Origin of the sequence: Ihubacter sp. rT4E-8 (assembly GCF_049852125.1) — a bacterium.
In the GTDB taxonomy this organism is placed as follows: Bacteria; Bacillota; Clostridia; order Peptostreptococcales; family Anaerovoracaceae; genus Senimuribacter.
Map to the genome: position 1 here is coordinate 1,834,534 of NZ_CP187532.1, position 21,543 is coordinate 1,856,076.

At 45.0% G+C, this 21,543-nt stretch carries 18 protein-coding genes; 2 read left to right on the forward strand and 16 right to left on the reverse strand.

Annotation, left to right across the window (positions count from 1 at the left end):
- Positions 1–293: 293 nt before the first annotated feature.
- On the reverse strand, positions 294–3,413 hold the full coding sequence (gene ileS, locus ACPW7J_RS09110) for an isoleucine--tRNA ligase (RefSeq protein ID WP_425755050.1): 3,120 nt from the start codon (positions 3,411–3,413) through the stop codon (positions 294–296).
- A gap of 747 nt (positions 3,414–4,160) precedes the next feature.
- On the opposite strand from ileS, the gene ACPW7J_RS09115 reads away from it, so the two are divergent.
- Positions 4,161–4,355, forward strand: coding sequence for a hypothetical protein (locus ACPW7J_RS09115; RefSeq protein WP_425755051.1), 195 nt, complete (start codon positions 4,161–4,163; stop codon positions 4,353–4,355).
- 59 nt (positions 4,356–4,414) lie between these two features.
- Positions 4,415–5,245, forward strand: coding sequence for a metallophosphoesterase (locus ACPW7J_RS09120; protein WP_161875099.1), 831 nt, complete (start codon positions 4,415–4,417; stop codon positions 5,243–5,245).
- On the opposite strand, the gene ACPW7J_RS09125 is transcribed toward ACPW7J_RS09120, so the two are convergent.
- The 15 genes from ACPW7J_RS09125 to nusA all read right to left on the reverse strand — a co-directional run bounded on the left by ACPW7J_RS09125 (position 5,237) and on the right by nusA (position 21,527).
- Positions 5,237–6,445 carry a sugar-transfer associated ATP-grasp domain-containing protein gene (locus ACPW7J_RS09125; RefSeq protein WP_425755052.1) on the reverse strand — a complete coding sequence of 403 codons (1,209 nt, stop codon included), beginning with the start codon at positions 6,443–6,445 and terminating at the stop codon, positions 5,237–5,239. The genes ACPW7J_RS09120 and ACPW7J_RS09125 overlap by 9 nt on opposite strands.
- Positions 6,446–6,572: 127 nt before the next feature.
- Positions 6,573–8,681: a polyribonucleotide nucleotidyltransferase gene (locus ACPW7J_RS09130; RefSeq protein WP_425755053.1), complete on the reverse strand. Its 2,109-nt coding sequence runs from the start codon at positions 8,679–8,681 to the stop codon at positions 6,573–6,575.
- Between the two features lie 108 nt (positions 8,682–8,789).
- On the reverse strand, positions 8,790–9,056 hold the full coding sequence (gene rpsO, locus ACPW7J_RS09135) for a 30S ribosomal protein S15 (RefSeq protein ID WP_161875096.1): 267 nt from the start codon (positions 9,054–9,056) through the stop codon (positions 8,790–8,792).
- 303 nt (positions 9,057–9,359) lie between these two features.
- On the reverse strand, positions 9,360–10,673 hold the full coding sequence (locus tag ACPW7J_RS09140) for a sodium-dependent transporter (protein WP_425755054.1): 1,314 nt from the start codon (positions 10,671–10,673) through the stop codon (positions 9,360–9,362).
- 90 nt (positions 10,674–10,763) lie between these two features.
- Complete coding sequence (locus ACPW7J_RS09145) at positions 10,764–12,125, reverse strand: Glu/Leu/Phe/Val dehydrogenase family protein (RefSeq protein ID WP_161875094.1); 1,362 nt, start codon at positions 12,123–12,125, stop codon at positions 10,764–10,766.
- Positions 12,126–12,423: 298 nt separating this feature from the next.
- Positions 12,424–13,056, reverse strand: a complete 633-nt coding sequence (locus ACPW7J_RS09150; RefSeq protein ID WP_425755055.1) for a GntR family transcriptional regulator — start codon at positions 13,054–13,056, stop codon at positions 12,424–12,426.
- Between the two features lie 44 nt (positions 13,057–13,100).
- Positions 13,101–14,039 carry a bifunctional riboflavin kinase/FAD synthetase gene (locus ACPW7J_RS09155; RefSeq protein WP_161875092.1) on the reverse strand — a complete coding sequence of 313 codons (939 nt, stop codon included), beginning with the start codon at positions 14,037–14,039 and terminating at the stop codon, positions 13,101–13,103.
- A gap of 4 nt (positions 14,040–14,043) precedes the next feature.
- Entirely contained in the window at positions 14,044–15,009 is a 966-nt protein-coding gene (gene truB / locus ACPW7J_RS09160; protein ID WP_425755056.1) for a tRNA pseudouridine(55) synthase TruB, read from the reverse strand.
- Complete coding sequence (locus tag ACPW7J_RS09165) at positions 15,006–15,977, reverse strand: DHH family phosphoesterase (RefSeq protein WP_425755057.1); 972 nt, start codon at positions 15,975–15,977, stop codon at positions 15,006–15,008. Before ACPW7J_RS09165 ends, truB begins: the two co-directional genes overlap by 4 nt.
- The gene (gene rbfA / locus ACPW7J_RS09170) at positions 15,967–16,353 is read right to left on the reverse strand and encodes a 30S ribosome-binding factor RbfA (RefSeq protein ID WP_161875089.1); all 387 of its coding nucleotides are present in this window, start codon (positions 16,351–16,353) and stop codon (positions 15,967–15,969) included. The genes ACPW7J_RS09165 and rbfA overlap by 11 nt, the downstream gene beginning before the upstream one ends.
- Before the next feature lie 15 nt (positions 16,354–16,368).
- Positions 16,369–17,127: an EFR1 family ferrodoxin gene (locus ACPW7J_RS09175; protein WP_161875088.1), complete on the reverse strand. Its 759-nt coding sequence runs from the start codon at positions 17,125–17,127 to the stop codon at positions 16,369–16,371.
- Between the two features lie 12 nt (positions 17,128–17,139).
- A complete protein-coding gene (gene infB, locus ACPW7J_RS09180) occupies positions 17,140–19,830 on the reverse strand; it encodes a translation initiation factor IF-2 (protein ID WP_161875087.1) in 2,691 nt (896 codons plus the stop codon).
- Complete coding sequence (locus tag ACPW7J_RS09185) at positions 19,827–20,159, reverse strand: ribosomal L7Ae/L30e/S12e/Gadd45 family protein (RefSeq protein WP_161875086.1); 333 nt, start codon at positions 20,157–20,159, stop codon at positions 19,827–19,829. The genes infB and ACPW7J_RS09185 overlap by 4 nt, the downstream gene beginning before the upstream one ends.
- The gene (gene rnpM / locus ACPW7J_RS09190; protein WP_424959716.1) at positions 20,156–20,437 is read right to left on the reverse strand and encodes an RNase P modulator RnpM; all 282 of its coding nucleotides are present in this window, start codon (positions 20,435–20,437) and stop codon (positions 20,156–20,158) included. The genes ACPW7J_RS09185 and rnpM overlap by 4 nt, the downstream gene beginning before the upstream one ends.
- Positions 20,418–21,527, reverse strand: coding sequence for a transcription termination factor NusA (gene nusA / locus ACPW7J_RS09195; protein ID WP_161875085.1), 1,110 nt, complete (start codon positions 21,525–21,527; stop codon positions 20,418–20,420). The genes rnpM and nusA overlap by 20 nt, the downstream gene beginning before the upstream one ends.
- Positions 21,528–21,543: the final 16 nt, after the last annotated feature.

Sequence of the window (21,543 nt, forward strand, 5' to 3'; positions counted from 1 at the left end):
ATTGAAATATCATATTCTCAAAATTATTTTCTATTTAGATTATACTATTTAATTAAAAAATCAGCAACTACAATGCGAAAAACGGGCGATTTTTGCGAAAAACGGGCACTTTGTACGAATTTTCACTTTTCTTAAGCGCTATAGCTAACTTTCAACCACCTGGTATTCCTAATTGAAGTAACTTTAAAATCTCACTTCGCGTCTAAGATGGACACCCCTAATAATGGTTTTCACATTATAAAAGGGCTTTGCACATAAATTTGTGCAAAGCCCTTCACTTTTTCCTAACTCTATTATACTCGTTCCACACCGATACCAGTCTTGTGACCGTTGAGGTCATAAGTTTCCAGTCCCGAAGCTTCTTCCACAGAAACTGCCAGCGTCTCTTTTTTGATATAATCGCAGAAAGTATCCACTGCAGCCTTGACATCAGCGTCCGCTTCTACGAAGATTTTGATGTTGTCCATCATCTCGTAGTCCTTTGCCTTACGCATCTGCTGCACCTTGGAAATCAGCTCTCTGGCAAGACCTTCCGTAGCCAGCTCCGGTGTAACAGTAGTGTCCAGAATGGTAAACACGTTATTTTCCATGGCGACCGCGAAGCCTTCCTTAGCGTTGATACGAACGTCTACAAAATCCTTCTGAATTTCAACTTCTTCACCGTCTAAATTCAGCGTCATAGAACCTGCCTCCAGACGCGCTACCACATCGGCTGCGTTTTCTTTCGCGAGGGCTGCGCCGAAGGCTTTGATATTCTTGCCCAGCACCGGTCCAGCTACCTTGAAATTCGGCTTTAAGGTGAAGTTCATATATTGGTCAAGCTCGGCGGCAAACACCACTTCCTTGACATTGAGTTCTTCCATAATCAGCGGCGTCAAATCCTCGATAACTGCCTGGTACTTACCGTCCACCAGAATTTCGGAAAGCGGCTGTCTTACCTTGATTCTTTCCTTTTCTCTGGTGCCTCTGCCAAGCGCAACCAGGGTTCTAACGAGATCCATTCTCTCCTCGACCTTTTTATCGATGAGGCTTTCGTCTGCTTTCGGGAAGTATGCCACATGCACAGTTTCTTCTCCGGTCAGATTGGTATAGATTTCATCGGACAGGAATGGCGCGATTGGGGCGATCAGCTTGGCTGTGCCAACCAGCACTTCGTAAGTGGTGGCGTATACGCTCTTTTTGTCCTCTGTCATGTCTTCCGCGTAAAATCTTCTTCTCGCACGTCTGATGTACCAGTTGGACAAATCCTCCGCCACAAAGTCGGTGATGGCTCTTACCGTCTTCATGTGATCGTAATGATCCATATAGTCGGTCACGTCTTTCACCAGCTGGTTGTATTTGGAAAGAATCCATCTGTCCAGTTCTGGTCTCTTGTCGTATGCTACAGACAGCGCTGCGGCGTCCACATCGTCCTGATTGGAATACAATACGAAGAAATTGTATACGTTTTTCAAAGTGCCGAAGAACTTGCTGACAACATCGATGAGTCCGTCCTCGTCAAACTTGGTCGGCGTCCATGCCGGTGACACAGAAAGCAAATACCAGCGTGTCGCGTCAGCGCCGTATTTGTCAAAGAGTTCAAACGGTGAAACCGTATTGCCTCTGGACTTACTCATCTTCTTGCCCTCTTTATCCAGAATCAGGTCGTTGACCAGTACGTTCTTGTACGGCGCTCTGCCTTTGATAAAGGTGGAAATTGCCATCAGGGAATAGAACCAGCCTCTGGTCTGGTCGATTCCCTCACAGATAAAGTCTGCCGGGAACAGCTTTTCCTCGAAGATGTCTTTGTTTTCAAACGGATAGTGCCACTGTGCGAACGGCATCGCGCCAGAGTCGAACCAGCAGTCCATGACCTCCGGAATTCTAGTCATCGGCTTGCCACAGTGCGGACAGGTGATATGCACGTCGTCCACATACGGTCTGTGCAGCTCGATGGAAGTGTCAATGTCTTCGATGGCTTTTTCCGCCAGCTCCGCGCGACTTCCGATGCATTCCAGATGACCGCATTCGCATCTCCAGATTGGAATCGGCGTACCCCAGTATCTGGAACGAGAAATCGCCCAGTCCTTTACTTCTGCCAACCAGTTGCCGAACCGCTTTTCACCGACGAATTCAGGGAACCAGTTGACCGTATTGTTATTGGCAACAAGCTGGTCTTTCAGCTTGCTCATTTCGATATACCAGCTCGGTTTTGCATAGTACACAAGCGGTGTGCTGCAACGCCAGCAGTGTGGATAGTTGTGCTCCAGCTTCGTTTTCGCAAAGATCTTGTTCTCGCCAGCCAGATATTTGATGATATCCACGTCAAGACCATCTTCCATAACAAAGCGTCCCGCCCACGGTGTCTCGGTATAGCAGCCTCTCTCGTCTACCGGCTGCAGCATCGGCAAGTTATACTTGCGACCGCACTGATAGTCGTCTTCACCGAATGCCGGCGCAGTGTGTACGATACCAGTACCGTCTTCTACGGAAACGTAATCCATGCAGGTCACGAAAAATGCTTTCTTGCCGCCTTCCGGCTTTACAAAAGGCATCAGCTGTTCGTATTCGATATACTCCAGCGCGCTGCCCTTCATTTCTTCCAAGATTTCGTATGTGCCCTCGCCCAATACTTTATCCGCAAGCGCTTTCGCAACATAGAATACATTGCCCGCTTCTTCACCTTCATTCATCTTTGCTTTGATATAGTCGATATCAGGACCGACGGTCAGCACGGTGTTGGACGCCAGTGTCCAAGGGGTCGTGGTCCATGCCAGGAAATATTCGTTGTCCGCGTCTTTCCGCTTGAATTTGCAGACTAGGGTGTTGACCTTGACTTCTTTGTAGCCCTGGGCTACTTCGTGAGAAGCAAGTCCGGTTCCGCATCTCGGACAGTACGGCAGAATCTTGTGTCCCTCGTAAATCAGTCCGGCTTTGAAAAATTCTTTTAAAATCCACCAGCAGGACTCAATATAATTGTTATCCAGTGTAATATACGGATTGTCCAGATCTACCAGATAGCCCATTCTTTCCGTCATCTCTCTCCACATATCGGTATAAGTGAAAACGGATTCCTTACACTTCTGGTTGAATTCTTTGATGCCGTATTTCTCAATGTCCTGTTTGCCGCTCATGCCAAGCTGCTTTTCGACTTCGATTTCTACCGGCAGACCGTGGGTATCCCAGCCAGCTTTTCTGTTGACCTGATATCCCTGCATGGTCTTGTAGCGGCAGATAGAATCCTTCAGGGTTCTCGCCATCACATGGTGAATGCCCGGCTTTCCGTTTGCGGTCGGAGGACCTTCAAAGAATACGAATTTCTCGCCGTCTTCTCTGGCGCTGACACACTTATGCAGCAGGTCTTCTTTCTTCCACTTTTCGACCTGTTCGTTCTGTACCTGTGCTACAGGCTTGTCAGATAATTTTTTGAACATGTATTTCTACTTCCTTTCTACTTTTTCCAGGTTTGGGGTATTAAGAATTTCGCCGTAGGTTTCTACCAATCAGCTCTCGCTGTCGCTCTGCTTCTTGGGAAACCCTCGCGTTTTGAGCGCCTATCCCGATTTGTCCGCAAATCGACGGAAGGCGCCATACAGGAATTGCCCGGCTTCAGCCGGAATGCAATTCTTCAGTTCCTACCATCGATTTCTTGGGAGACCTAACCACATTTGCTGCGCAAATGTATGGTAGGTCCCCTGCCAGGATTGCAGTGCTTTAGCACGTAGCAATCCACGGCTCAGAAATCGGGTTAGGTCATAAAAAAATCCCCAACCAGAAATCATATTTCCGATTAGGGACGATTCAATCTAAACCGCGGTACCACCCTAGTTGCTACCTCTATCAAGGCGCCTCTCATTAAAGTGTCAGACTCCGGAGTGATCTTCGCTTGCGGCCTCACCGACTGTCTCTCATCAAATGACAATCTCTCTGTAAGGGTATTACGCCGGGCTACTGGTTCCTTCAACGTCTGATATAAAGTTTTATTTATATACCCAAATATTTTATCATTATTTGTTCTGATTTGCAAGAAAAAAATAGTTGAAAGAGTTACAATTTTAGAGAATTTCCAACTCTTTTCTTATCATTACAGATTAAAGAAATAAAAGTTTTTTAAACAGACCCCTTCGCAAAGGAATCCTTTTGTGGTAAAATCTAAACAAGCAATTAAGGAGGTAGAGATTATGCCGTTGATGATTTTGGGACTGGTCTTTGTCGTAGGACTTTTCATATTCTATTTGGCCAGCACGCAGGGAGGCCGGGATAAATCCCAGAAGCAGCAGAAAAAAGACAGTGGATTGCAACGGGATGAAAATGTAATCTTCCTGCCTAACGATGTAGAACGCGCGAAAGAGCGCCATCGAAAAAATCGCCACTAATATGACATGAAATTGAACGAAAAAACACCTTCGAACATATACTGTTCAGAGGTGTTTTTATGACTTATAGATTAAAACGTATGAAAAAATCTTTCTCCCGCGCGCTACATATTTCCTCCGCGGATCATCCCAGGATCGTTATCATGAGTGACTGTCACCGTGGAACAGGCACCTGGGCGGACAACTTTCTGTCCAACCGACCCATTTTTACAGCGGCCCTACAGCATTATTTTCAAAACAATTTCACATATATTGAACTGGGCGACGGTGATGAACTCTGGGAAAACCGCCGCTTCTCCGACGTCTATTATACCCATAGAGAGATATACCAGCTCTTTGAAAAGTTCCATCGCAGCGATAAGCTCTTTTTGCTCTTTGGCAACCACGACCGGGTTAAAGAGCATAGCGCTTACATATGGAGAAGCTTAGATTCCGTCATTCCCTTCTATGAATCCATCATTATAGATAGTCTGGATCTCCCTTCTCTCCACTGCTTTCACGGATATCAGGGTGATCTGATCAACGATCAGCTCTGGAAAATCTCACGGTGGCTGGTTCGCTATTTATGGCGTCCTTTGGAAATTCGCGGCGTAAAGGATCCAACCAGCGCAGCTAAAAACTATACGAAAGTACGCGCCATTGAAGACAGCTTTATTCACTATAGCTGTGAGGAAAAATGTGTTCTGATTGCAGGCCACACCCATAAGCCAACCTTGATGAAAACCGATTGCGGTATCTATATGAACAGTGGAAGTTGTGTTCATCCTTCAGCTATCACAGCTATCGAATTGGAATTTCCCTCAGCGCGTCTGGTTAAATGGTCCGTTTGTTCACGTTCCGATATGACGCTGTCAGTCTGTAGAGAAATCATATCCGAAATACTACTTTAAGAAAGGATCAAATTTGTATTTTACACCTATTCCTTCAGCAATATAAGGAAGCTGCGCAAATTGATAATTTGACTCAGTATTACCTTCAATCAAGGAAGCGCCGTTCTCTGTTACCGCGATATCCCAACCGACCATATGAACGCCCTGCAGTCGTTTAGCAGCCGTTTCAGCCAGTTTGAGAACCTCATCCCAATTAGGAATTTGAAACCCTTTGATCGGCTTCTGAGACACTGGATGCGCCTTAAAGATTGTGCCTTCCAGGTTCATACCATCTCTGCAGATTATCCCATTCTCTACGTCAACAGGGGCAAAGATACCTCCGCCGTCAAAGCCGTCGATCAGTCCTCCGGTACCCATACGCAGCACAGAATACATATAGTTCACCTTTCCCTGATCTAAAATAGTTACCAGTCTTACAGTATTTACAGAAGACGCGCAAAATGCAGCTATCTCAAAATGCTGTACGATATATTCCTCGCACTGACTTTTTCCTTTTTCCATGAGCAGATCATACAACGCTCTTTTCTCATCCAGATTATGGGGAATGTCGAATTTTTCCACGCCAGCGCCATGGGTTCCAAACGTCGGTTTGCAGATCAGACTGGTAAGCCCCTCTGTCTTTTCAAGAAACTCCTCGAAAGAAATATTCCGATTTACAAACCAAACCCGATGAAATAAATCACCGAATTTCTTAGCAAAGCGTTCCTTACTTCGTATCATGGTCACTTCATCAAGGTCAGTATTGTACTTCATAATCAGACGCTCTACCGTCCCCTTTGTATAGTATGTTTTCTGTTCCTCCAATGTCTTTTCCCAAAACCGAAACTGATAGTAATCCCGCGGAGAACACTCCGTATACAAATTGGATTCCAGTATCATTTCCTTTACTTTTTTCTTTGACAATCCGCTTTCCCTGGCAACCAAACCTGCGTGCTTATCCAGGCTTCTCTTATCATAACGGCTGTCTTTCTCAACATTCTTTAAACTGATCTCCAATCGCTTTCCTGTTCGGGCCCAAATCCGCTTTTTAACATAATATCGATAGTTCACACCCTTTTTCGCGTATTCGTCCATTTCCTGTTTAGCTTTTTCATAGTCCCAACCAGTCTGATCACAAACGTAACGCAAATAGGCTTCTTTTCTGGAGTTTAAGATATCCCGCCGTTTCCCAGCATTTAAATAATAATGTAAGCTCCTCATACCGCATAATCCTTTCACAAAAATGTATCTATATTGATTCTTCCCACTTGATCCCAATTGTAAAAGATGCTGTGCAAAAAACTCAGTTTTTTACACAGCAGCACACATTTCTAAAGCGTAAGACGCCTTACAGCAATTCTTTTCTCGATAAATTGATTCTGTTCTGGCTGTCGATCTCTGTAACCTTAACCTTAACAACGTCTCCGATGTTCATTACATCTTCAACCTTCTCAACCCGCTGTTTTGCCATTTTGGATATATGAAGCAGGCCTTCCTTGCCAGGCAAAATTTCAATAAACGCACCGAAGTTCATGATTCTCTGTACCGTACCTTCATAAACTTCGCCAACCTCTACATCCTTAGTCAGAAGCTCAATCCGATGACGCGCTTCATTAGCGCCTTCCATATCGGCGCTGTAGATGCTGACAAGTCCCGGATCGTCTTCAGAAATATCGATCTTAACGCCGGTCTCATCCACAATCTTATTGATCGTCTTACCGCCAGGTCCGATGACAATTCTGATCTTATCAGGATCAATACGCATCGTTATGCTTCTCGGCGCATACTTGGACATTTCCTCTCTCGGCGCAGGAATTTCCTCCAGCATCTGCTGCATGATATACATTCTGCCTTCCTTAGCCTGCTGTAGCGCCTTTTCCAAAATTTCTCTGGAGAGACCATGCACTTTAATATCCATCTGAATTGCGGTAACGCCAACCTCCGTACCTGTCACCTTAAAGTCCATGTCGCCCAGGAAATCTTCCATACCCTGAATATCGGACAAAATAGCCATCTTACTGCTTCCATCTTCTTCTACTCGTTCAATCAGACCCATCGCAATGCCCGCAACCGGTCTTTTGATCGGAACGCCGGCATCCATCAACGCCAGACATGAACCGCAAGTAGACCCCATGGACGTAGAACCATTAGAAGAAAGAACTTCGGATACTACGCGAATCGCATACGGGAATTCTTCCACAGAAGGAAGTACAGGGATCAAGGCCCTTTCCGCCAGAGCGCCGTGTCCAATTTCCCTTCTGCCGGGGCTTCTCATCGGTCTCGCCTCGCCTACTGAGTAGCCTGGGAAATTGTAGTGATGCATATATCTTTTTTCTGTCTGTTCCGTAATACCGTCGATGGTCTGGGACTCACTGGCAGGCGCCAACGTACATGCGGAAAGCACCTGCGTCTGGCCTCTCTTAAAGAGTCCGCTGCCGTGCACCCTCGGAAGCATCTGTGTCTCGCACCAGATCGGTCTGATCTCGTCAAGCTTTCTGTTATCAGGTCTGACGCCTTCATCCAGAATCATTGCTCGAACACACTCTTTGGTAATATTGTAAAGAACATTTGCAATGTCCTTTTCGTTTTCAGGATAAATTTCCGCAAAGTGTTCTTTCGTCTCCACTTCAACAGCATCCATGTTGTCCAGTCTTTCCAACTTGTCCACAGTCTTAATGGCTGTCTTCATCTTATCAACTGCATAAGCACGTACAGCTTCGTCAATATCCTCCGGTACCTTGTACAGCTGAATATCCTGCTTTGGCTTTCCTACCTCCGCAACGATTTCATCAATAAATTCGACAATCTTTTTAATTTCTTCATGTCCGTAAAGGATCGCGTCAAGCATGACTTCTTCCGGCACTTCATTGGCGCCTGCCTCTACCATCATAATGGCCTCTTTTGTACCCGCTACAGTCAGGTTCATAGAAGAAACCTCTCTCTGTTCCAAAGTCGGGTTGATGATGAACTCGCCATCGATCATACCGACGCGTACCGCGCCGATCGGTCCTTCCCATGGAATATCAGAAGTAGCCAGCGCAACAGAAGCGCCTACCATAGCCATAATATCTGTTTCACAGTCAGGATCTACGGACATAACCGTAGCTACCACAACGACATCGTTATAATATCCCTTCGGGAACAGCGGGCGAAGCGGACGGTCCATCAATCTGGAACTTAATGTCGCTTTTTCGCTCGGTCTGCCCTCTCTTTTGATAAAGCCGCCAGGAATCTTGCCTGCAGCGTACATTCTTTCCTCGTAGTCACAGCTCAGTGGAAAAAAATCAATATCAGGTCTGGGCTCTTTAGATGCGCAGGCAGTAACGTTAACCACGGACTCTCCATATCTCACCATGACCTGTCCATTAGCCTGCTCACATACTTTCCCAATTTCCAGCTGAAGAAGTCTTCCTCCCACTGCTGTCTTAAACGTTCTGTAATCTGTAAATCTCGCCATTCTTAATAAACAACTCCTTCCTGTTTATTTCCTCACTTTTGGCTTTGCAATAAAAAATATATAAATAATGGCGAGGTATATCCGCCTCGCCAAAATTCCTCAGTAAAATTACTTTCTTAATCCCAAACGAGCGATCAGGCTTCTGTATCTTTCAACGTCAACCTCTCTCAGGTACTTAAGAAGGTTTCTTCTCTGACCTACCATCTTCAACAGACCCCTTCTGGAATGGAAGTCCTTCTTGTGCACTTTCAAATGCTCGTTCAGATCGTTAATTCTTGCTGTCAGAATTGCAACCTGTACTTCAGGGGAACCAGTATCGCCTTCCTTTGTCGCATACTCTTTGATAATAGCTTCCTTCATTTCTTTTGTAATCATGTTTGTCTTTCTCCTTTTCTAAATACGCTTCCATCGAGTCTTCGTCGGAGAAACCGTAAAACCAAATGGAAGTAAATTTTCAACTAGATAATTGTACCATATCTATATTGTAAATGCAAGATTTAATTTGCTGCGTTTTCACCAGTCTATATTTAACTATTTTACTGCAATTTTCTATATTTTAAACCATAAAATTATCTTTTTTTAAAAAAACACAGCGATATGTATCCAAAAGCAGAACAGGTCCGCCAACGGCAAACCTGTTCTAATGATAACACAGCTTACTGATACAAATAACTCTTTTTAAAATTGAATAAAGTTTCCGAGGAAAATAATCGAAATAGCGATTGGACATATATATTTTACACTGATCTTAAACCATTTTTGCAGGAACACATTTTGAATATTGGCAGTTTCTATTGCTTTGTCGATGCCCCAGATCCAGCCAACGAATACGGAAATCACCAGTGCGCCAATGACAACCACATAATTACTTACAAAAATGTCCATTTTATCAAAGAGCGCCAGGCTCATAATGGAAACGGATCCGATTGCAACATTTGCGGCAAGAGATATGGCAAGGGCTTTCATTCTGCTGCATTTTAGAAGTTCCATCAGTGTATTCACAACCGATTCCGCCATCCCGATTGAAGAAGATAATGCCGCGCAGAAGAATCCTACATAGAAAACAGTACCGATGATATTCCCGCCGGAAATCGCGTTAAACGCGTTTGGCAGTGTAATCATAGAAAGTCCGGTTCCCGCTGCAGGCTCCAAATCAAAAGCGAAACAGATCGGGAAAATCATCAGTCCCGCAAAGATCCCTGCGATAATAATCGATAAACAAATAATAGAACTGTCTTTTACAAGTTTTTCTCCTTTTGTCCGAATGCAGCTTCCGAATACCATGGATGCCAGCATACCGATTCCGATTGCAAAGAACGCCTGCCCCAAAGCTGCTGTCACAGAAGAAAACCCGAAGCCGGACGCATCCGGTTTAAACAGAAATGCAACGCCCTTTTCTGCGCCAGGAAGTCTTACGCCTATGATGATGCAGACGATCATAATGACACCCAGAAGAGGAATCAGCACTTTGTTGATTTTCTCAACACCGCCCTGCAGTCCCCTGCTTACAATCAGCGCCAGAATACCCCAGCAAATCACTGCGCCAATGAACATAGTCAGATGATCCTCATTTAATGCGTCAAAAGACTGAGCAACTTCTGTCGGTGTCATTCCCTTCAGATAACCCGTAGCGGTTCTGTAGATATATATGACAATCCACGCATAAATCGGAATCGTATAGCAGTTAATCATCCATCCTGCAAAAAGGTGCACATACCCTGCTAGATGCCATTTTGAACCTTCCGGTTCCAGCGCCTTATATGCGCCTACCGCAGCTCTTTGAGAAGCATAGCCGATACTCATTTCCGCTGTCAGAAGTGGAATGCCGACTACAAGAATTACAATCACATATACAAAGATAAACAGCGCACCGCCGTTTGTTCCGCAGACATACGGAAATCTCCACAAACTGCCTACCCCTACTGCAAAACCGATCATGGTCATCAGGAAGCCGAATATACTCCCGAATCCACTCTTTTCGTTGTTATTCATAATAATCTCCTATTTTATTCTACGCAGGGAGACTTTGCAGAATCTCCCTGCTTTCCATTTCACTGCTGTGTAAAATCTAGAATAGGCCTTTTATTTTTCCCAGAACTCCTCCAGCGTCATATCGCCATAGATTACCTTATCGCAAGTTCCGTATAGATTTTCGCACGGCGTAATGCCCTTTTCGTCGGCTTCTTTCAGGTTGTTGTAAGTCCCTGAAATCATGGTTTCATCGATCTGCGCAATTACATTTTCATATTTGGCGTCTTTTCCATAAGCATATTCATGATAGCCGCAGATTACACCGGCAGTATTGTGGAACCATTCTGTCTGGAATAGGATGCCTCTGTCCGCCAGCTTCTTCGCCAGTCGCTTTTCTTCTTCCTGTGAGGATGCCTTCAGCTGATTGTTTGCAGATCCCCAGATATACTTGCAGTTCAGCTTTGGAATGGTTTCATCGGAGAATACGCCGCCAATCGCGCAAGGCACCAGGATATCACATTCCTGATAATATGCTCCCTCAAGAGGAATGACTTCGATATTCTTTCCCGGATGCTCTGCTATAAAGCGAGTGCAAACTTCCTCAGAAAGATCTGCGATATATAGTTTTTCAACTTCTTCAAGGAGATGTCCGCCCATATACCAGCCAACCGCGCCGAGACCGATTAAAGTCGCAGTCTTTCCTGCCAGGCTGTCACTGCCCTCTTTATACTTAAGCGCCGACTTGAGCGTTACATATGTACCGTATGCGGTCGGCTTTCCTGTTTCGCCCAAAACAGAATATTTCGGTCCGTTGGTATACTGCATAGTGAAGTTTTCGTTTTCCACATCTGCGAGTTCTGTCGGGAAATTCATATCCGGTCCCGTCATAACTCTGATTCTGTCGATACAGAATCCAAGAAAACCAATGTGCTGCATATTAGTCAGATCAACAGGATCCATGGTTACAGTCTGCTTACATCCGCCCATATTGATCTTAGCGGCGATATTTTTATAGGTCATACCGCGTCCTAAGTTCAGACCGTCAATAATGACGTCTACCTCAGCCTCCGCTTTGTCATGTCTTCTGATACCGCCGGTCAAAGTCGCGTGAGACTTGTTGTTGATTCCCAGTTTCCGACTGTGCTGGTGACTCATAAACAAAATGTCATATCCGGCGTGATAGTAACCTTCAATACCAAAATGTTTCCCACTCTTAATTAGAGATTCCACTTCGTCCAAATAGTCCTCTAAGTCGTATTTTGCAAAAAGTTTTCTTGTCTCTGCAGTGTTATAGTATTTCACATCTTCTGTCATAAGGCTGGATTCGTAAAATGTCTTATTATACTGCGACCAGTCCAAGTCAGGTTCCCATTCCTTCATGAACTCTGTTTTAAACTGATCCGTTCTGTAATCATACTGGATCTTAAAACTGGTTAATCCTTCCGCTTTCATAGGTACTGTCAAACTTCTCATAGTTTCCTCCTTTTTCTCCATGAATTCCAATGCACTTCTATCACGCATAACATCATGCTTGATGTTATATGTAATATGTAACATGCACTGTGCACACTTTTTATGGTTTAATCATACTTCCTCTAACATCTTTTGTCAATCTTTTTTTCAAAAATTCAAATTCTTTTTTATTCTAGAATGAAGATAGGATTACTCCAATTCTTTTCAGATCCTATGAAAACGTGGAATACCTAACCTTTCCACATAAAAAATCCTCGCCTGATAAGCGAGGATAGGATAATACACGCACAGTCAGAAATTATGCGTCTTTATAGTCTTTTTCATAATGCGTTTTGATCAATTCTACTACTTTTTCGATATCCTTATTCTGAACCGCTTCAAGAATTTTCTCGTGTTCCAATAAGTTTTCATCTATACTGTATTGTGATGTACCGTAAGTATAACGTACAGAAAGGATCATAAATCCTGTCTGCATATCAAACATTTTAACCAGATGTGCATTTCCTGTCGCCTCAACAAAACATTTATCAAACGCGATAGAAGCATTAATATATTCTTTCAGATTCTCCTTTTTTATTTTCTTCTGTCTTTTAATAGCGGCAGACAGCAGCTGAATCAAATGATCAGACTGCTGCTGATTGATCACGCAACGGTAAGCGCCGCAAAGAAGCACTGCCAACGCTTGATTTATCATCTCCATGTTCTCAGTCGTAAGCTGAAACACCTGGTACTTATAATTAAAGTTAGAAATTAAAAAGCCTTCCTTTTCCAAAGCAAAAAGCGCCTCTCGAACCGGCGTATTGCTGATTCCGAATTCCTTGCAAAGAGCTACAATATTGAGAGTTTGGCCGCCCTTGTACTCATTATTTAGAATCCTTTCTTTGACAATATTATACATCTGCTCTCTTATACTTAATTGAATTAGCTCCATCAAATCAGTCCTTCCATCACTATATATCTTGCTTTTTCAATACTTTACTGGTTTTTCACCGCTTTTTGATGAAACGCCCTGGCCTGTCTGCAGTCTCTGATAATTTGCTCTGACAAGTCGCGCACGCTGTCAAATTTCACTTCATCCCGCGTCTTTTTCAGGAACTCTACTTTAATCTGCTTGCCGTATAATTCTTTATCAAAGTTAAAGATATGGGTTTCTACGTTCTTGTTATAATGGCCAATGGTCGGTTTAATCCCTACATTGGTTACGCTGGGATATCTGACGCCATTGTATGTACAATAGGTCACATATACGCCGTTAGGCGGCGTTACCATAGACGGATCGATTACCAAATTAGATGTCGGAAAGCCCAGCTTCTTTCCAAGACGATTACCTACAACCACTTCACCGCCGATAGCATAGTGACGTCCCATATAAGCCATACACCGTTCCACCTGTCCGGAAGCAATCAATGTTCGAATTAAAGAAGAACTGACCACGTCTCCTTTAATCTTAAAGGCGGGCATTTCCGTTACGTCAAAGCCCATTCGTCTTCCCGCTTGCCGCAAAACCTCAGGATTTCCCTGTGCCTTATATCCAAAATTATAATTAAATCCACAAAAAGCGGCCTTCATGTTAAACTTGTCCACCAGAAGCTCTTTGATAAAGCCTTCCGGCGGCATCGTCATCACTGCACGGGTAAAGGGTACGTTAAACAACAAGTCTACGCCCAGACATTCCATAATCTCAGCCTTTTCGTCCCTATACAAGATATTCTTAACCTTTTTTTCTTTTGGCAGCAGATCTTTCGGATGGTTGGAAAAAGTAAATACTGCCGCTGCTAAACCGTCTCGTCTTGCTCTCTCCACCATTCGGCGTATCAGCTCCTGATGCCCCAGATGAACACCGTCAAAATTCCCTAAGGCTACTGCTGCAGACGGAATATCTATGATCTCATCCAAATCTTCAAATATCTTCATCCGATCACCTCGTAAAAAAAACTTTATCAGCTACCAGCTTTCTATACTGGTAATTATAAAAAGCCACGCCTAAAAATTCTTCCCGGCCATTTATTTCGCAAAAAACACAATATGCATGTCTAAATTCTTCCCGCATAGGCAGAACAAAATCACTTTCCTCATAGAGAGGCTTTCTCTCTATTCTACATTGATTCAGAGGTAAATGCCACCCGGACGCAAACCTCAGTCCCGCCTCCTCGCCGCATACAATGCGTCCAAAGGCGCAGAGAGGATACCATGAAGGTACCAGCAGCTTTTCAATCTCATGCATTTCCATATTGCTAAGGATATCCAGCTCCACTGCTTTCTCTGCATGAAAAACACCGCTTGCGATTCGCTGAAGCTGTGTCATCGTTCCATAGGTTCCTAAAGCTATTCCTACGTCCTGACAGATCGTCCTGATATACGTCCCCTTGGAACAGGTTACAGAAAAGGTTATCTGCGGCAGTCCCTCAAAACCCTTAGAAATGTCAAGAATCTGCAAATCCTTCAGAAAAACCTTTCTGGTTTTTACATCCACAGTCTTTCCTTCTCTGGCATACTCATAGAGTCGCTTTCCATCCACCTTCAGCGCGGAATACATCGGCGGCTTCTGATCAATTACCCCGTCAAATCCGGCAAAAGCCCTATGTATATCTTCATTTGTAACATCAACCGGTCCGCGGTCTACAATCTTGCCCCAAATATCCTGCGTATCAGTCTGTATCCCCAAAACCATAGAGCATACATATGTCTTCAGGTCCATATCGAGATACTCCATAATCCGGGTACTTTTTCCTACGCATACAGGAAGCACACCTGTAGCCATTGGATCCAGCGTTCCTGTGTGGCCTACCCTCCTGATGCTCAGCGTTCTTCTTATCACACTGACCACATCGTGTGAAGTCATATTTTGCGGCTTGTTTATATTAAGTATTCCTTCTGTTATCATACTCTCCCCAAACAGGCTGTTAACCGTTCCTTGATCTGATCATACGCGTCAGACAGACCGCACGCAAGCGTACATCCCGCCGCCCGAATATGTCCTCCGCCGCCAAAGGATTCGGCTATTTCCGCCACATCCAAAGATTGCTTAGAACGAAAGCTGACTTTGATTTTTCCATCCTGAGATTCTTTCAAAAAGGCAGCAGCCTCAACGCCCTTGATGCTGCGGAGTTCTTCTACTACTCCGTCGGTTTCATCCATAAACGCGCCGGTTTCAGATAACATTTCCTGTGTGACATACGCGATTACAGCTTTACCGCCGGCCACGGTGGATAATGTATTTAGAGCCTTGTTTCGAATCATCAGCTTTTCCATCCTCATGGATTCGTATATCTCTGTACAAATATATCCTGCGTCAATACCAGTATCATAAAGCGCAGCGGCGATCTCATGGGTCTGCTTACTGGTGTTTTTGTACTGAAACCGCCCTGTATCTGTAACAATAGCGGTAAACAGCGCCTCTCCTATTTCCTTATCAAGCTGTACGCCGCATGCCAGCAGCAGCTTATATATCAGTTCACCTGTGGCCGCGGCATTGCTGTCAATATAATTCAAATCACAAAAACGATCGGCCGTCAGGTGATGATCTATACATACAGTAGTCCCAGCCGTCAAAAACCGTTTGCCCCGGTCATGAAGTCTACTCATATCGCTGCAGTCTACGCAGACAGATATATCAGGTTTTCCTAAAATATCCTGATCCAATGTGCAGTAATCATCATCCAAAAACTGCAAATTCCCCGGAATCCTGTCTTCTATCAGAATCCAGCACTCCTTACCTGCCTGCCGCAAAGCCCTGCACAATGCGATGCAAGAACCAACTGCGTCCCCGTCTGCATTGATATGGGGAAACAGCAGAATCTTGTGACCGGCAGACAGAGCCTTTCCTATTTCTTCAAACGTATTATTTATCATCTTCTTCTATACCTAACTCTTTAATTACTTCCGAAATATGTCTTCCATATTCCATAGAGCTGTCGATTTTAAAAATCAACTCCGGCACATGGCGTAATTTAATCTGCCTACCAATTTCCTTTTTCAGCATACCTTTGGCGCTTCGGAGACCTGCTAACACATCCTCCTCAGCCTTTTTCTTTGCTTCTTCATCTTTGCCTATGGCCAAAACTGTTACATAGCAAGTAGCGTAACTGCCATCAGAGGTAACGTCTACATCTGACAGGCTGACCATATTTTCCGACAATCTCGGATCTTTCAACTCTCGCAAAATCATTTCGCTGACAATTTTGCGTATTTCCTCGCCGAGACGGCCCTGTCTATATCCTTTTCCCATTCTCTTTCCTTTCCGTTACTTCAAACTCGGATGCACGTAACGGCCTTTTTTCTCCGACTTTTTTCCATACTGAATAGCTGCTGCCGGGCATCGGTTAATACAGGCCGTACACCAGGCGCAATGGGACTTTTGCCAAATCGGCCTTCCTTCCTCCATTGCAATCGCGTCTGCCGGACATACAGTCTGACAAAGGCCGCAGCCGATGCACGTATCCTGTACCCAAAATTTACGAGTGCTCCGCATGTGCTTGTATGCCTGATAAGCTATCTTTGTTCCCAGACGCGCGCCAATACCTGCCTGATAGCCTTTTCGGTAATGAAATCGGATGGAGTCAAAGATTTCCTCCATAGTCTTTTCCGCTTTCCTCAGCAGCATTACCTGTGCTTCTGGATTAGGAATCTTTAGCATCAGCACAAAATTATCCGGCATAACGATGGTATAAGCCGCCTTGAAGTAACAGTTCTTGTTCTCAACAGCTTTCTCAAACATGCGTCCGCTGGCTCCAGCAGAAGCTCCACAGGTTAGTATGACACAAATTTCAGGCTTTGATACGCTGTCAAAGTCCATCTCCCTGAGAAAGTCCAGAACCGGCGCCGGCAATCCCCAGAAATACACGGGCAGGACAAAGATTACTTTTTCTCTGCTGCCTGTTTGATAGCTGAATCTTTTCTGCCGCAGGGCCTGCGAAATATTTACTGTTTCCAGGCCAAATTCCGCGGCAGCTTTTTCGGCGATATATTTTGAATTTCCTGTAGCTGAAAAATAAAATACCATAGCCTATCCTCTTTACTTCCGCTCGATTTCTACCATGTGGAAGCATTCGATGATATCTCCTTCTTTGATATCATTGTAATTTTCAATACCGATACCGCATTCATAACCAGAAGCGACTTCTTTCGCGTCATCCTTGAATCTCTTCAGAGACGAAATCTTTCCTTCATGAATTACGATGCCGTCGCGTACTAACCGGACCTCAGCGTTTCTGACCGCTTTTCCTTCCTGTACATACGCGCCGCCGATGATACCGACGCCTGGCACTTTAAACGTAGTTCTGATCTCTACCTTGCCCAGAATTTCTTCTTTAAATTCCGGATCCAGCATACCCTTCATAGCATTTTCCACATCATCGATTACATCGTAAATAACTCTGTATGTTCTGATCTGGATATTTTCTCTGTCTGCCATGGTCTGTACCGCCGTACTCGGTCTGACGTTAAATCCGATAATAATCGCGCCAGCAGTGCCTGCCAGCATAACGTCAGATTCTGTCACCGTACCTACACCGGTATGAATGATGTTTACCTTTACATTTTCATTATTCAGTTTTTCAAGAGAAGCTACCAGCGCGCCGACAGAGCCCTGTACGTCGCCCTTAATAATCAAGTTCAGTTCCTTGACTTCGCCCTCCTGAATCTGACTGAACAGCTTTTCCAAGGTAGTGCTTGCGTTTCTGGCCAGCACTTCTTCTCTAAGCTTTTCTTTTCTGTGTTCAGCAATTTCTCTCGCGACCTTGTCATCCTTTACAGCATTAAACTCGTCTCCGGCCTGTGGTACATCGGTCAAACCCAAAATCTCTACTGCCGTAGCAGGACCAGCCTTTTTAATTGTCTTTCCTTTGTGATCAGTCATAAGACGGATTCTGCCGGAGCAGGTGCCCGCAACAACGCTCTGTCCGCTCTGCAGCGTACCGTTGGTAACAAGCAGCGTCGCCACCGGACCCTTAGACTTATCCAATCTTGCTTCGATCACGGAACCCATTGCAAGTCGATTTGGATTTGCACGCAATTCCATCATTTCTGCCTGCAGTAAAATCATTTCCAGCAAGTTTACAATTCCCTCGCCGCTCTTTGCGGATACCGGAACGCTGATGACGTCGCCGCCCCAATCTTCTACCAGAATACCGTGCTCTGTCAAATCCTGCTTTACTCGATCAGGGTTTGCGCCAGGTTTATCCATCTTATTGATAGCGACGATAATCGGAACACCTGCAGCCTTAGCATGACTGATGGATTCTACCGTCTGCGGTTTTACGCTGTCATCAGCAGCTACAACCAATACGGCAATATCCGTTACATGGGCGCCTCTGGCACGCATTGCCGTAAACGCTTCGTGTCCCGGCGTATCCAGGAATACGATCTTCTGTCCGTTAATTCTGACTTCAGATGCGCCGATATGCTGGGTAATACCGCCGGATTCGGACGCTGTAACATTAGTCTTTCTGATGGCGTCAAGCAGTGATGTCTTACCATGGTCAACGTGACCCATTACGGTAATGATCGGCGGTCTGGCTTTCAGATCATCCTCGCTGTCCTCAAAGAGCTCCAGACCTTCTTCCACTGCTTCTTCTTCCACTTTTCCGATAGCGACACTGATGCCCAGATCTTCCGCCAGAACCATACAGGTATCTTCATCAATGTTTTGGTTGATATTCGCCATAATGCCCAGCTTCATCAATGTCATGATGACCTTAGATGTTGAAACCTCTGTCTGCTCACAGAAACCTGCAACCGTAATAGGTACATTGAGAACAATCGTACCTTCTGGCAATACTTCTTCTTCAATTTCTGTTTCAATCACCTGTGGCTTTGGCTTATTATGCTTTTTCCTAGTCTGTTTTTCCAGAGATCTTCTCTCCAGCTTTTCAAACTTATTTTTTTCCTTCTCGTGTTTTTTCTTGCTGGAAGGTTCATCCCTTCTTGATGGCTTTGTCTCCATCTTATCCAGCTGCGGACGTTCTTTACGCTGTCCGCCCTGCGGAGTCCTATCATTTCTGGAGCCGTCTCTGCGCTCGCCTCTCGCGCCTCCATTTCCGCCGCGATCATTTCTTCCTCCACGATCATTTCTACCGCTGGCATTACGGCCGCCTTTATCATCGCGGCGGTCGTTTCTTCCTGCAGACGGTCTGTCGCCGCGGGTTCCGCGATGATTTCTCTCATTATCGCCGCCACGGCTACTTCTTTCATTTCGATGATCACCACGGCCTTCTGAACGTCCCTCGGTACGTCTACGTTCCGGCTTATCAGCTTTCCTTTCCTCGCCTTTTTCGGCAGGTTTTGTTACCGCGTCAGCAGGCTTCTCAGCCTTTTCCATAGTTTTTTCAGGAGCAGCCTTCACTTCTGGCTTCTTCACTTCTTCCTTAATTTCTTCCTTCTTAGTTTTTTCAACCTCAGCCGGCTTAACCTCCGGTTTCGGTTCAGTCTTCGGCAGAGGCGTTCCCTCCGGCGCTTTCTTACTGCGCCCCTCCAGTTCGGCTTTATTGACAACCGGTTTTCCTACTGGTGGTTTATGCTTATTAGCCAAATATTCTGTATCTACTACCGGCTTACCTACCGGTGGTTTCGGACGATTAGAAAGTCCTGGTCGGACAGCCGCTTTGACTGTTACTCTTGGTTCTTCCTGACCTGCAGACTGCTTTTTCTTCGGTTCAGCCTTTACGATCTTGGTTTCCTTTGCCAGTTCATCTGTTTTTTTAGTCATTCTAACACCTCCCTTTCTGATTGAATCAGGTCAATCTCCTTGCAAATGATTTCCGCAAAGTGTCCGTCTGTAATGCCGAAAATTCCTTTTCCGCTCTGTCCCACCGCATGAGACAAGACCTCACTTTCACCGAAAATCCGATATTTTATCTTATTTCTGCTGCATTGCCGCAGCATTTTTTCTACTGTATTTTCTGCTAAATCCGTGGTCAAAAGCAACAATTTCACCTTTTTTCTTTCCATCATCATGCTGCAGGTGTTATACCCGGTAATCAGATTTCTGGACTTTGCTGCAAATCCCAGATAGCTGTATACCTTATCCCTGGTCATCTGCGCACCTCCGCGGCTGTCAGTTCCTCGTAAACACGATCAATATCAGCCTCAGCAATATTGCTTTCGAAGTTTCGCTGGAAAGCTCTTTTTTTCTTTGCTTTCAAAAAGCACTGCGGATCATGACACAGATACACGCCCCTGCCTTTAGCCTTGCCCGTCAGGTCAGCCGACAGCTGTCCTTCATAAAAAGCAATTCGGTAGAGTTCCTGTTTCGGCTTTGATTCCATGCATCCGATGCATCGCCGCATAGGTATTTTAAACTTCTTCGATTTCAAAGATCTCATCCTCATCATCATACTGAGATTCCACGGATTCCAGGGTTTCCATGGCCTGCTCATACTGAGTATGACTCTTAATATCAATTTTCCATCCGCTGACCTTTGCTGCCAGACGCACGTTCTGACCCTCTTTTCCGATAGCCAGAGACAACTGATAATCTGGTACGATGACTACCGCCGACTTCTCATCCTCACTTGGAATAACCTGCTCCACCTTCGCAGGACTCAATACGCTCTTAATCAATTCCTGCGGATCTTCGCTCCATGTGATGATATCAATCTTTTCACCGCCCAGTTCATCCACGATATTCTGTACGCGGCTGCCTCTGGCGCCTACGCAGGCGCCCACGGGATCCACATTAGGATCTTCGGTATAAACTGCGATTTTCGTACGGGATCCTGCTTCTCTGGCAATTCCTTTGATCTCCACAACACCGTCCTCAATCTCCGGCACCTCCAGTTCAAATAATCTTTTAACCAGACCCGGATGAGACCTGGAAAGAAAAACCTGAGGCCCCTTTGTCGTTTTCTTAACATCCATAATGAAAACCTTCAGACGCTCATTGACATCAAAAGATTCGCCGGGCACTTGCTCTCCCGCTGAAAGAATGCCTTCTGCTTTTCCCATATTGACAAAGAGCGTCTCGCCACTCTTTCTCTGCACAACGCCTGTAACGATTTCACCCTGACGTGTAATAAAATCGTCAAAGATCATGCCTCTTTCGGCCTCTCTGATTCTCTGTACAACTACCTGCTTAGCCGTCTGCGCGGCGATACGTCCAAAATCTCTCGGCGTTACAGAAAATTCAATAGCGTCGCCTATTTCGTAACGGGGATCTATTTCCTGTGCTTCTTCCAAAGACATCTCGATCATATCGTCAAAGACTTCTTCTACAATATCCTTTTTCATCAAGACCGCGATATCTCCAGTCTCCCTGTCAACGTCTACTCTGACGTTCTGGGACGTACCATAATTCTTTTTATAGGCGGATACCAACGCGGATTCAATCGCTTCAATCAAAATGTCCTTCGATATGTGTTTCTCTCTTTCCAGCTCATCTATCGCATCGATAAATTCTCTGTTCATTTGTTCTTAAACCTCC

Bases quoted from the DNA above. Each gene is read 5' to 3' on its own strand.
- truB (WP_425755056.1), bottom strand. From the start codon at position 15,009: ATGATAACAGAAGGAATACTTAATATAAACAAGCCGCAAAATATGACT.
- rpsO (WP_161875096.1), bottom strand. From the start codon at position 9,056: ATGATTACAAAAGAAATGAAGGAAGCTATTATCAAAGAGTATGCGACA.
- ACPW7J_RS09140 (WP_425755054.1), bottom strand. From the start codon at position 10,673: ATGAATAACAACGAAAAGAGTGGATTCGGGAGTATATTCGGCTTCCTG.
- infB (WP_161875087.1), bottom strand. From the start codon at position 19,830: ATGACTAAAAAAACAGATGAACTGGCAAAGGAAACCAAGATCGTAAAG.
- ACPW7J_RS09165 (WP_425755057.1), bottom strand. From the start codon at position 15,977: ATGATAAATAATACGTTTGAAGAAATAGGAAAGGCTCTGTCTGCCGGT.
- ACPW7J_RS09145 (WP_161875094.1), bottom strand. From the start codon at position 12,125: ATGAGAAGTTTGACAGTACCTATGAAAGCGGAAGGATTAACCAGTTTT.
- ACPW7J_RS09185 (WP_161875086.1), bottom strand. From the start codon at position 20,159: ATGACCAGGGATAAGGTATACAGCTATCTGGGATTTGCAGCAAAGTCC.
- ACPW7J_RS09130 (WP_425755053.1), bottom strand. From the start codon at position 8,681: ATGGCGAGATTTACAGATTACAGAACGTTTAAGACAGCAGTGGGAGGA.
- rbfA (WP_161875089.1), bottom strand. From the start codon at position 16,353: ATGGGAAAAGGATATAGACAGGGCCGTCTCGGCGAGGAAATACGCAAA.
- ACPW7J_RS09150 (WP_425755055.1), bottom strand. From the start codon at position 13,056: ATGGAGCTAATTCAATTAAGTATAAGAGAGCAGATGTATAATATTGTC.
- nusA (WP_161875085.1), bottom strand. From the start codon at position 21,527: ATGAACAGAGAATTTATCGATGCGATAGATGAGCTGGAAAGAGAGAAA.
- ACPW7J_RS09120 (WP_161875099.1), top strand. From the start codon at position 4,415: ATGACTTATAGATTAAAACGTATGAAAAAATCTTTCTCCCGCGCGCTA.
- ACPW7J_RS09125 (WP_425755052.1), bottom strand. From the start codon at position 6,445: ATGAGGAGCTTACATTATTATTTAAATGCTGGGAAACGGCGGGATATC.
- ACPW7J_RS09175 (WP_161875088.1), bottom strand. From the start codon at position 17,127: ATGGTATTTTATTTTTCAGCTACAGGAAATTCAAAATATATCGCCGAA.
- ACPW7J_RS09155 (WP_161875092.1), bottom strand. From the start codon at position 14,039: ATGAAGATATTTGAAGATTTGGATGAGATCATAGATATTCCGTCTGCA.
- ACPW7J_RS09115 (WP_425755051.1), top strand. From the start codon at position 4,161: ATGCCGTTGATGATTTTGGGACTGGTCTTTGTCGTAGGACTTTTCATA.
- ileS (WP_425755050.1), bottom strand. From the start codon at position 3,413: ATGTTCAAAAAATTATCTGACAAGCCTGTAGCACAGGTACAGAACGAA.